At 60.2% G+C, this 12,050-nt stretch carries 9 protein-coding genes; 2 read left to right on the top strand and 7 right to left on the bottom strand.

From position 1 onward, the window contains the following. Position 1 precedes the first annotated feature (1 nt). Positions 2-850, bottom strand: coding sequence for an HDOD domain-containing protein (locus QEH54_RS06225; protein WP_309017783.1), 849 nt, complete (start codon positions 848-850; stop codon positions 2-4). Between the two features lie 129 nt (positions 851-979). Here QEH54_RS06225 and QEH54_RS06220 point away from each other — a divergent pair, with 129 nt between their 5' ends. Next, positions 980-1,573 carry a class I SAM-dependent methyltransferase gene (locus QEH54_RS06220; RefSeq protein ID WP_345785640.1) on the top strand — a complete coding sequence of 198 codons (594 nt, stop codon included), beginning with the start codon at positions 980-982 and terminating at the stop codon, positions 1,571-1,573. 96 nt (positions 1,574-1,669) lie between these two features. Then, positions 1,670-3,931, top strand: a complete 2,262-nt coding sequence (locus QEH54_RS06215; protein WP_309017781.1) for a rhamnogalacturonan lyase — start codon at positions 1,670-1,672, stop codon at positions 3,929-3,931. A gap of 21 nt (positions 3,932-3,952) precedes the next feature. Here QEH54_RS06215 and QEH54_RS06210 read toward each other — a convergent pair whose 3' ends face one another. The 6 genes from QEH54_RS06210 to QEH54_RS06185 form a co-directional block, all read right to left on the bottom strand. Then, complete coding sequence (locus tag QEH54_RS06210; protein ID WP_309017780.1) at positions 3,953-5,044, bottom strand: hypothetical protein; 1,092 nt, start codon at positions 5,042-5,044, stop codon at positions 3,953-3,955. 49 nt (positions 5,045-5,093) lie between these two features. Next, complete coding sequence (locus tag QEH54_RS06205) at positions 5,094-6,488, bottom strand: MFS transporter (RefSeq protein WP_309017779.1); 1,395 nt, start codon at positions 6,486-6,488, stop codon at positions 5,094-5,096. Between the two features lie 75 nt (positions 6,489-6,563). Next, positions 6,564-8,006, bottom strand: coding sequence for a SpoIIE family protein phosphatase (locus tag QEH54_RS06200; protein WP_309017778.1), 1,443 nt, complete (start codon positions 8,004-8,006; stop codon positions 6,564-6,566). After that, positions 8,007-8,516 carry an STAS domain-containing protein gene (locus QEH54_RS06195; RefSeq protein ID WP_309017777.1) on the bottom strand — a complete coding sequence of 170 codons (510 nt, stop codon included), beginning with the start codon at positions 8,514-8,516 and terminating at the stop codon, positions 8,007-8,009. 45 nt (positions 8,517-8,561) lie between these two features. Then, entirely contained in the window at positions 8,562-11,288 is a 2,727-nt protein-coding gene (acnA, locus tag QEH54_RS06190) for an aconitate hydratase AcnA (RefSeq protein WP_309017776.1), read from the bottom strand. 131 nt (positions 11,289-11,419) lie between these two features. After that, positions 11,420-11,890, bottom strand: coding sequence for a redoxin domain-containing protein (locus QEH54_RS06185; RefSeq protein ID WP_309017775.1), 471 nt, complete (start codon positions 11,888-11,890; stop codon positions 11,420-11,422). Between the last annotated feature and the right edge of the window lie 160 nt (positions 11,891-12,050).

The raw sequence follows: 12,050 nt of genomic DNA, 5'->3' as shown, positions 1-12,050 counted from the left end.
CTCAACAATCCCTTATGCTTTCGTAGACCGCGTTCATCTCTTCGCGAGCTTTGCGCACCGCTCCCTTGATTTGAGCCCTGGTGCTTCTCGTACGGCGGAGGTAGAAATGGTTTTCCGGAACGAGATAGTCTCGCAAGCGCTGCTCGTCGTCCACGTTGAGCGACATCTGCCGCGTGTAGTGCAGCATGGCCAGCAAGGTATCCTTCGCGATCTCCTCCTTGCGAAACTGGTTTCCGATGCGGCCATAGACGGCAGTGGAAAACTCCCAGTTCTTCAGCAGCAGCGAACCGGCGATCTCGTTGGTGAAGCCCACCATTGAGCGCTCCCATTGCGAAAGCGGCAGGTAGCGATCCCAGAAGACCTCCACCTCGTTGACGTGCAGCAGCTCGTTGATCACCACGCGACCGATTCCGTGCAGCAGACCGAGCAGATAGGCGTCGCTTTCCTCCAACCCGAAGCGCTTCGCCTCGTTCTCCATGAAAATCGCGGTGAAGTAGCTCTGCCGCCAATAGTCGTTGGCGCTCACTCCGTAGGCGTCCAAGTCGCGCATGAACACCTGCTTGGAGAGGGCCATGCTCACCAGCTTCAAGGCCTGATCGAAGCCCACCGTCTGCAGAGCCTCCCCCACCGAGTCGTTGGGCTGAGCTAGCCCGTAGAGCACGCTGTTGCTGATCTTGATGATCGATCCCGCGATGGCCCCGTCGGACTCGATCAAGGTTTCGATTTCGGACAGGTTGGAGTTGTAGTCCTTCAGAAGACCATCGATCCGGGACAACACCGCCATGTTTCCATGCAGGTCCCCGATCAGCTCGATCGCTTGGTTGAAACGCTCTTCGAATTCACTAAACATCGTCGCTTGGCGCCTTCAACCTGCACGCTTTGCCGATTCTCTCAAAAACAAATCCTCGCCCCTCCCCCTGCACGCGGCGATTGACTCGAATTTTACCGCGGACCAATCTCCCTCATCGCTATGACTTCCATTTGGGACCAACGCTACGCCCAAGAGGGCTACGCCTACGGCATCGAGCCGAACGCCTTCCTGGCGGAAAACGCGTACCGGCTAGCGAGCCCGACCCTCAGTCTAGCGGAGGGCGAGGGGCGCAACGCCGTTTTCCTGGCCAAGCAAGGGCTGCGCGTCACCGGCATCGACAGCTCCTCGGTAGGACTGGGCAAAGCTCAGGCCCTCTCCGAGCAGGAGGGCGTCTCCATCGAAACCGTAGTGGCGGACTTGAGCGACTGCGACCTGGGAAAGGATCGCTACCGATCGCTGGTTTCCATCTTCGCCCACTTCCCTAGCGCCTGGCGCAAAGGGCTCTACCAGCGCTGCCTCGCCGCCCTGCGCCCTGGCAGCATCATTCTTCTGGAAGCCTATACGCCCGAGCAGCTCGAGCTCGGCACAGGAGGCCCCAAGGATCCCGATCTTCTGGTCACGCTCGACTCCCTGCGCGAGGACTTCGAAGGTTGCGAAATCCTGCTGAGCCGGACCGTCAAGCGTCCGGTGAACGAAGGGCGATTGCACACCGGGCTCGCTTCAGTCGCGCAGTTCATCGCCCGCGCCCCGGACCGAGGTTGACAGTCAAAGGGAACCGGGCTGGCGCTTCACGCTCGGCTCCGCAGGCTCGCCTCTCACCCCATCGCTGCTCGGACCTCAACCACCGACCATTCGACTATGCCTTCACTGCGCCCCCGACCTCTGGCGAGCACGCTCGCGCTGATCTGCTGCACCCACCTGCCAACCGCCAGCCAAGCCGCTGCTCACCAGATGGAAGCTCTCGACCGAGGACTGATCGCCGTAAAGACGGCCGAAGACCGCAGCTTCCTCAGCTGGCGCCTGCTCGCGACCGACGAAGAGGATACCCAATTTCACGTCTACCGAGCAGTCGACGGCGGCTTGCCTACCCGCATCAGCGAGCATCCCCTCCAGAACGCCACCTGCTTCATCGACAACGACTACGATGGGCAGAAGGACACCCGGTACTTCGTGCGCCCCATCAGCCAGGCGACGCTGCAGCCTCCTTCCGAGGCGTATTCGCTTCCCAAGGACGCTCCCACGCAGCAGTATCTGGAGATCCCGCTTTCGAGACCGGCTGGCGGCGTGACGCCAGACAACCAGAACTACAGCTACTCGCCAAACGATTGCTCGGCGGCCGATCTCGACAACGATGGCCAATACGAAATCATCGTGAAATGGGACCCCTCCAACGCTCAGGACAACTCCCGGGACGGCTATACCGGCAATGTCTATTTGGACGCCTACGAAATGGACGGAACCCAACTCTGGCGCATCGACCTCGGACGCAACATCCGAGCCGGAGCCCACTACACGCAGTTCATCGCCTACGACTTCGACGGTGACGGCTTCGCCGAAATCGCCTGCAAAACTGCCGACGCCACCGTCAGCGGAACCGGAGAGGTCATCGGCGACGCCGAAGCGGACTACCGAAACGGCAGCGGGCGCATCCTGGAGGGACCGGAGTTTCTCACCCTCTTCAACGGGCAAGACGGCAGCATACTTAAATCCGTCGACTACGTGCCGCAACGCGGACGCGTCACCGACTGGGGAGATGGCTACGGAAACCGCGTGGATCGCTTTCTGGCCGGCGTCGCCTACCTGGATGGCGAACGCCCCAGCCTGATCATGTGCCGCGGCTACTACACCCGTACCGTGGTCGCCGCCTGGGACTGGAGCGATGGCGAACTGGTCAATCGATGGACCTTCGATACCGACGAAGCGTTTTCCGACTACGCAAGCCAAGGCGCCCATAGCCTGACCATCGGCGACTTGGATGGGGACCAATTCGACGAAATCGTCTACGGCGCCTGCAGCATCGACCATGACGGCACCGGCCTCTACAACACGACGCTCGGGCACGGAGACGCCCTGCATCTATCGGACATGGATCCGACGCGCGACGGTCTCGAAATCTGGATGGTGCACGAATCCCCCAGCCAATACAACGGTCACGGCTCCGAACTGCACGATGCCGCGACCGGCGAAATCATCTATAGCATCGATGCCGGCGGCGACGACGTAGGTCGCGGCATGGCATCGGACATCGACCCGAACCACCTCGGATACGAGACATGGAGCACCCGCAGCGGCCTCTACAACGCCAGCGGGACCTTCATTTCCGAGCGGCGCCCCAGCGCGGTCAACTTCGCCTGCTATTGGGACGGCGACCTGCTGCGCGAGATGCTGGACCGCAATGTCATCTCCAAGTGGAACTGGGAAACCGAAAGCCTGGACGCCCTGCTCGTGGCTCAAGGGGCCACCTCCAACAATGGCACCAAGGCCACTCCCGCCTTAAGCGCCGACCTATTCGGCGACTGGCGCGAGGAGGTCGTCTGGCGAACGGAAGACAATGCAAAGCTTCGCATCTACACCACCACCGAACCGACGGAGCATCGCTTCGTCACCCTCATGCACGATCGACAGTATCGCGTCGCCATCGCGTGGCAAAACTCTGGATACAACCAGCCGCCTCATCCTAGCTTCTACCTCGGTGAGGGAATGCAACCTCCCGCATGGCCCGACATCTACCCCGCAGGCGACCGCGCTTACCCGATCGCTAATGCGGAAGAACGGTTTCAAGCGTGGCTAGGCAGCATCCGGCTTCCGCTCGACTCCCCGCCCGATCTGGACCACGACTCCGATGGATACACGTTGCGCGAAGAGTACGCCTACGATCTGAAAGCCGATGAGCCCCACTTTCCGGTGACGCTGCTCCGAACTGCCAACCAATCGCCAACGATCACCGTCTCGACTCCGCGTTCTGAATACGACTACCGCATAGAACACTCGTACGACCTGCAAACCTGGCAGAGCTCAGGAGCATTCTTTCCCGCCGAGCCTCATACCACGATCACGTTCGAGGAGGAGGTCTTTCCCATCTTCTTTCGGACCACCTTTTCCGCGGCCGACGAAAACTGAGCAGCAGCCCTCGCCTCAGCCCTAGAACTGGCGGATGCGAATGGCGATGCCCCAGCTCTCGTCCTTGTGGTAGTAGTTTACCAGATCGCTGTTGTATCCATATCGGTACCACAAGGACGTGTATTTGAACCCAAGCTCTAGCTTCACCGTGAGACGTTCGAAAGGATCCTCGTATCCAGTGCGCACTTCGATCGACGCCTCGTTGGCATCAAGGATTCGATTCAAACTCTGCGAGCGGTAGCGCAGAGTGGCCCTCAATCCGTCCACCTTGCTGCGGGTGATTTCGCCATCGTAGCGGGCCAGCCAATCGCCGTCGTTTTCCCAAAGGTTGTACTCTTCGGCCTCTCCCTGCAACAGGCCATCGGAGAGGTAGTAGCGCCCGTCGAGCTGGAGGTACCAGGTGTGGTTATCATGCTTCCAGCTGTTCGCCCAGCGGGCTCCGATGTAGTCCCAGCCACGGCTCAAGTCGTCCCGAGCGATGTCCGTATCGCCGTCCACGATCTCGGCCTCGCGACGGCGAGCCTCGTAGCGCAAGCGCCCCAGGTCCATCTCCTCCGGCGTCTGAGGGTCCTCGACATCGCCGATGCTCTGACCGTTCGACTCATGTCCGTAGGAGAGCTCGAAGTAGTCGTACAACCCCAATTCCCGTCCGGTTGCGTTCTCAGGCGAACGGTTTTCCGTGTCCTCCTGCCACCAGCGCAGGCTGAAGAGCGGATTGAAACGCTTGCCCACCACCGGAGAGGACTCTCGCGTACCGATGTACTGGCCCGCTCGTCCGCTGAATGCGATGTACATGCGCGGCTGCCACTTGCTAGCGGTGCGCTGGTAGGACCCGACGCGGTCGGGAAACTTGTTTTGCGGATTCCACGACCTCCACGGCAAAAGGATCGAAGCCGGCGTCATGACCGACAACGAGAAGTCCATGAAAGCCTGATCATCCTCGTCAAAGGTGTAGCCGACGTAGATGGGCTCGTAGGTACGCACCACGTCCTTCCAGGACGGAGCCTCCTCCTCGCTGTTTTGAACGATCGCGTCCTGGCCTCGAGCGGCGGACGCGCAGAGCAGGACGATTGCAATCAGGGACAGGCGAAATCTCATGATGTACCAGCTCATAGGAGGCGGCATTGCTGGATACAACCCTCGAGTGCTCGCAAATCGGAAGTCATCCTCCCTTGCGCTGGGCCAGCTCGATCTCAATCCTTTTCATGTAGGCAGCATCCAGTGGATACACGAAGAGCGCCGCGGCTTTCCCCAAAGCGAAAATGGCCGGGATGATGGAAAACATGAGCTTGATGCCCAGCAGGCTGCGCTCACCCTGAACCTGGTTCGCCTCGAAACCAAAGGAATACAGCATCCAACCCGCCAAGGCCCCAGCGATCATGCTCCCGGTTTTCAGCGAGAACAGGGTCGCGGAGTGGATCAGTCCCGTGGACCGTCTGCGGTACTTGTATTCGCCGTAGTCCGCTACGTCGCCGTACATGGCCCAGACCAAGGCGGAAGTCGGTCCCATCATGAACGAGGTGAGAGCATTCAGACCAAGCAGCAGACCGTAGTTGCTTTCTGGAACAAAATAGAATCCGACCAAGCATAGCGAGGTCAGCCCCGTCAACCAGACCGAAAGCCATTTCTTGTCGAGGTACTGGCTGACGAACCCCATGGCGATCGCCCCAGCCATCATCATAAGCATGCCCACGCTCATGAAGAGCGACGAGCGATCGAGGATCCAAAAGACCGGGACATCGTCGGCTCCCACGTTGTATTTGAAATAGTGCAGCGTCACCATATTCTGCATCACGATGAAGGTCGTGGAAAAGACCGCGGCCACGAACAGCAGCAGCCAGGGCTTGTTCTTCAGCAATTCCCCAAGCTCCTCCTTAAGATTGTTCTCCTGATCCTCAGGCGGCTGCACACGCTCTCGTGTCGTGGCGAAGGTGATCCAGAACAGCACGATGGAAAGGGCCGCGAACAGAATCATGGTGTATTGAAATCCCAATACCTCGTCCTCGCCCCCCAAGGCCTTCACCAGCGGTCGCACGAAGGTCGTGATCAAAAGGCCTCCGCCAAAGGCGCCCGCAAAGCGGAAACTCGAGGCGATGGTCCGCACCCGCGGCGACGGGCTGAGCACTCCCATCAACGAGGAGTACGGCACGTTGATCGCCGTGTAGACGAGCATCATGAGCGAATAGGTGATGTAGGCGTAAACGAGCTTTCCCGCTTCGCTCAAGTCCGGATTCGCGAACAGCAGGTATCCGCAAATCCCATACGGTACCGCCATCCACAGCAGATAGGGACGATACTTGCCCCAGCGGGTCTTGGTTCGGTCCGCCAAAGCGCCCATGGCGGGATCCGTGATGGCATCGATCAAGCGCGTGACGAAAAACATGGTGCCCGCCGCCTTCGCGTCGATGCCGAACACATCGGTGTAGTAGTAGAGCAGGAAGAAGCCGAAGAACTTGAAGAAGAAGTTGGACGCGGTATCGCCAAGAGCGAAACCGACGTACTCGGTCAGGGACAGCTTGGAGCCATCCTTTGTCAGGGGCGCAGGATTATGGGGCATGAGCCGAACCCTATCGATGTCCGCATCCCGCACAAGCGTTTTGCCCCGCTCGATCAACCTTCCTGATGCGCGCGTCTACAAGCGTTTCACGGTGACCATCGTCACATCGTCGCCGTAGGTCTTCTTTCCGCTAAAGCGCCCTAGGCTTCCGATGATGGCATCGTTGATCTCCAATGCGCTTCGCTTGCGAGAGCCTTTCACCACATCGGCCAGGCGCGAGGCGGAATACTCCTTCTGCACCGCGTTCATGGTCTCGATCACCCCATCGGTGTAAGCCACGAACACCTCGCCTCGCTCGAAGGGCAAGGTGCGCTCTTCGAGGCTTTCACGAAAGAGATCCTGATCGAACATGCCGACCGGCATGCCTTCGCTTGTCGGATACTCCGTCACGAAGATGTCACGCTGACGATCGTGGCGACAGTGCAGCGGCCGCTCGTGCCCCGCCCTCGCGTAGGTGATGCAGCCTTTGGCCAGATCGATCACCGCGTAGAGCACGGTGACGAACATGCCCTGACGGAGCTCGCCCGACATGGCCTCGTTCACTTCCAGCAAAACCGTCTTGGGAGAGCGCTCGATCTGCGCCACGCGGTGCAGGTTGGTGCGGCAGATCGCCATGATGATGGACGCAGGTATCCCTTTTCCCGATACATCGGCCACCGCCACTCCCAAGGTCGTTTCATCCAGCCGCACCACGTCGAAGAGATCTCCACCGATGCTGTGCGACGACAGGTAGCGAGCGTCCAGATCCAGTCCTTGCAGCTCCGGCAGCCTTTGCGGGAGCAGCATCTGCTGCACGTTGCGAGCGATGGCCAGGTCCACGTCGATCTGCTTGCGCTCGAGCTGCAGCGTCACGAACTGGTTGTTGTTGATGGCCACGCCCGCCTGTTCCGCCAGCGATTTCACCACCGAAAAGTCGGTGGATGAAAAGGGCAGACCGTCCGCCGAATTGCAGACCGAGAGCACGCCGAGCACCTCGCCCGAGAAGGTGATGGGGGCGCAGATGATGGTGGAAACCGCCAACGACGGATCGTCGTGGCGCGTGAGGCGCGGATCATTTCGTCCATCCTCCACCAGCACCGCCCGACCGCTTTTGGCCACGCCTCCGATCAGCCCCTCTCCCACGGAAAATTCCTCCGAGCGCATGACGCGCTCGATGAAGCGGGCTCGGGTGGACGCCCGCGCCGTTTCCGGTTCCGGCAACGGACCGTGCGGTGGATAGAGGCCCTCGACCGCTACGCTGCGCAGCTTGCCGTCCTCCCCTTTTTCGAAGACGCAAGCGCTCAGGGCGCCGGTGCTCACGATGGAGGCATGGGCGATGCGTTGAAACAGCTCCTCCTTGCCGAGCCCTTCGCCGATGGCCTGCACCATGTCGTGCATGAAGTCCACCACGATGAGCTTCTCCTGCTGCACCAGCTGCGACCGCTCGAGGTACTCCGCGCTTCGCTTCAGCTCACGAAAGTAAAGCCAGACGAAGAAGAGTGCAGCGAGGGTGGCCAGGCCAAGCAGGAGCGCGAGCATCTAGGATTCGTCTTCGACCCGGTTCTTTAGATATGCGATGACGTCCTGAAACTTCTCTCGGTTTTCCGAATCCGCTTCCACCAGATTCTCATGGGCTTCCAAACAAAGTCGGGCGTTTTCCAACTCGGTCAGCTGCTCAGCTGACAGGGCGGTGGTCGCCCCGCCGGAGCCGCTGCCCGCGCCTCCCGTATCCACTGTGGCGATGCGGTGCAGGCCGAGGTTCTTGACCAGCTCCAGGTTGCGGTCGCTCAAGCGGGAGAGCACCAGCGACCCCTTGGGAGTCAGGCGCCTCAGCTCCAGAGCGCAACCCGCCAAGACGCCGAGCACGGTGCTGTCCATGCCGGCGCATTGACTGAAATCGAAAACGAAATCCCGCTTGCCGTTGGCGTAGGCATTCTTGAGGAACTCCTTCAGCGGGACCACGTTCTGAAACGACGCTCGACCCGAGATGCGAATCGCAACCGGATTGGAGTACGGATCGACTAGAAAAACGGGTGTTTCGTCGGGCATGTGAATGAAAGCTCTTGGGTCTTTCGGATGCAGATAAAAGGAAACCTATTTCGAGGATTTAAGAATGTCCCTCAAGACGTAAGGTAAAATACCACCGTTGCGAATATATTCTACTTCGATCGCGGTATCAACGCGCACTTTGAGTTCGATTTCCTCCTTGGCGCCGCCGGAGCGCTCCACCACCGCGGTGAGCGTCTGGCCCGGCTTCAGGTCGTCTCCGAGCTGCGGCAGGGAAACCACTTCGGAACCGTCGAGGCCGAGCGTCTGAGCGCTTTGGCCATCGAGGAACTCGAGCGGAAGCACGCCCATGCCGATGAGGTTCGAGCGGTGGATACGCTCGTAGGAACGAGCCACGACCGCTTTCACTCCCAGGAGATTGGTGCCCTTGGCCGCCCAGTCGCGCGAGCTGCCCATGCCGTAGTCGATGCCGGCGAAAACGATGAGCGGGGTGCCGCGCTTCTTGTACTCCTGGCAGGCGTCGAAGATGGTAGAGGGAGCTCCCTCCGGCATGATCTTGGTGAATCCGCCTTCCTTGCCATCGGCCATCAGGTTGTTCACCCGCACGTTGGCGAAGGTGCCGCGGGTCATGATGAGGTCGTTTCCGCGACGGCTGCCGTAGGAGTTGAAATCCTTCGGCTCCACGCCCTTGGAGAGCAGGAACTTTCCGGCAGGGGTTTCCGGCTTGAACGCCCCCGCGGGAGAAATGTGGTCGGTGGTGACGGAATCGCCAAGGATGGCCAGCGGGCGCATGCCCACGATGGGCTCGATCTTGCCCACTTCCATAGAGAAACCATCGAAGAACGGGGGCTGGTGGATGTAGGTCGATTCGTCGTTCCACTCGTAGAGCTCGCCGGTGGAGGACTCGATCTTGAGCCATTCCGGGTTGGCATTGGCCACGCTGGAGTACTGCTTGTGAAACATCTCCGGCTTGAGGCCCTTGACGATGGCGGCCTCGATCTCCGCGTTGCTGGGCCAGAGGTCCTTGAGGTAGACTGGCTGCCCATCGCTGCCGGTTCCGATGGGGTCGCTGGTGAGATCCAGATCGACGCGTCCCGCGAGAGCGTACGCCACCACCAGCGGCGGCGACATGAGAAAGTTCGACTTGATGGAGCCGTGAACGCGGGCTTCGAAATTGCGATTTCCCGAAAGCACGGAAGCCGCCACCAGCTCGCCCTTGGCGATGGCCGCTTCGATCGGATCGGCCAGCGGGCCGGAGTTTCCGATACAGGTGGTGCAGCCGTAGCCCACCAGGTTGAAACCGATCTTGTCGAGGTAGTCCTGCAGGCCGGTTTCGTTCAAGTAGTCGGTGACCACGCGGGAGCCCGGAGCCAAGCTGGTCTTCACCGTGGGATTGACCGTGAGCCCCTTCTCGACCGCTTTCTTGGCGAGCAGTCCCGCCGCCAGCATCACGCTGGGGTTGGAGGTGTTGGTGCAGGAAGTGATGGCCGCGATCAGCACGGAGCCATGGCCGATCTCCTGACCGTTCATAGCGTCGTCGCTCTCGACCGTCACCTTGGTCGCGCGGTCTTCCGAAGCGCGACCGAAGCCACCTTCGGATCCGCTCTGGGTGAAGAGTTTTTCGAAGGCGTTTCCGAGGTCCTTCACGTCGATACGATCCTGCGGACGCTTGGGTCCCGCCACGCTGGGGTCGATGGTGCTCATGTCGAGCTCGACCACCTTGGTGTAGTTCAAGGAACCCGCTTCCGGAATGCCGAAGAGGCCCTGAGCTTCGAGGTAAGCCTTGACCGACGCCACGTGCTTGGGATCGCGGCCAGTCGCTTCGAGGTACTGCAGCGACTTTTCGTCGACCGGGAAATAGCCCATGGTAGCCCCGTATTCCGGAGCCATGTTGGCGATGGTGGCGCGGTCCGCGAGCGAAAGCTGGCGAGCGCCTTCTCCGTGGAACTCCACGAACTTGCCGACGACCTTCTCCTTGCGCAGCAGCTCGGTGATGCGAAGGGTCAAGTCGGTGGCGGTGACGCCTTCCTTGAGCGCTCCAGTGAGATTCACTCCGATGACTTCAGGCGTGAGGAAATAGACCGGCTGGCCGAGCATGCCGGACTCCGCCTCGATGCCACCCACACCCCAGCCCACGACGCCAATGCCGTTGATCATGGTGGTATGGGAGTCGGTTCCCACCAGGGTGTCCGGGTAGAAGACGTTTCCGCCGTCGACTTCCTTGGCATGAACCACCTTGGCGAGGTACTCGAGATTGACCTGGTGAACGATGCCGATGCCAGGAGGCACCACCTGAAAGGTCTCGAACGCTTGCTGGCCCCACTTGAGAAACTCGTAGCGCTCCATGTTGCGCTGGAACTCGATGGCCATGTTCTGCAAAAACGAATCCGCCGTGCCCGACTTGTCGACCTGCACCGAGTGGTCGACCACGAGATCGACCGGCACCAGCGGCTCGATCATCGACGGGTCCGAGCCCACTTCCGCCACCGCGCTGCGCATGGCGGCCAAGTCCACCAGCAGCGGCACGCCGGTGAAGTCCTGCAGCACGATACGAGAGAGCACGAACGGGATCTCCACGTTGGCAGGGTCCTCGGCGTTCCAGTTCGCCAAGGTCTTCACATCCTCCTCCGTCACCCGCTTGCCATCGCAATTGCGCAAGACCGATTCCAGTACCACCCGAATGGATACCGGCAGCTTGGAAATCGGACCGATTCCGCTCTCTTCCAGAGAAGGAAGCGAGTAGTAGAAGGATTCGCCCTCGAGGCCGGAATCGAACGTTTTCAGAGAATTCAGCGGATTTGGTAGTTCGCTCATTTGTCGTATCTGTCTTTTCGTAAACACGCCGCGAGCGTCGCCACGCCGCGGTCTATCGGTGAGATTCTGCAGTCTGTGTAGGAAATGAGGACGCCGCCCCAAGACGCCGTCCCCGAAAGTGTCGTGGCCCCCTAGGCGAGAGCCGCCTTGATCGCCTCGAAGTCAGGCAATTTCTTGGGATCGTCGCTCGATTCGCTGTAGACCACCTCGCCATCCTTGCTGATCACGAAGGCCGCCCGCTTGGACACGCCCTGGAAGCCGAGCAGATCCTCGAAGAGCACGTCGTAGGCCTTGCTGACCTCCTTGTTGAAATCGCTCAACAGCGGGAAATTCAGACCGTTCGCCTTGGCGAAGGCTTCCTGGGAGAACGGGCTGTCCACGCTGATGCCGTAAACCTTTGCGTTGAGCCCCTCGTAATCGGCCAGCGAATCGCGAATGCCGCAAAGTTCGGATTCGCACACGCTGGTGAATGCCAAGGGGAAGAAAAGGAGGACCGTGGCGGTCTTGCCGTAGTTTTCGCTGAGAGTGACGTCGGCCAAACCGTCGTCGTTTTTGCTTTTCAAAGTAAAGTCAGGTGCCTTGGTGCCGGTCGCGATTGCCATATCTGTCGTTATTTCGTGTTGGAGTTTCGAAAGGAACGCAAAGCATTGGTGTTTCGCATTTCGGGGCAAATCGAAAGTGGACCCTTTCCTCGGAAAACATGCCGTTTTCACCCTAAACCACAGCCCAAGCGCCAGCGGTTCAGCGTCCCCCGCAAGAACC

The organism is Pelagicoccus sp. SDUM812003, from assembly GCF_031127815.1.
GTDB lineage: Bacteria > Verrucomicrobiota > Verrucomicrobiia > Opitutales > Opitutaceae > Pelagicoccus.
Note: the sequence above shows the minus strand (reverse complement) of the source record. Positions and strands in the feature narration are given on the sequence as shown.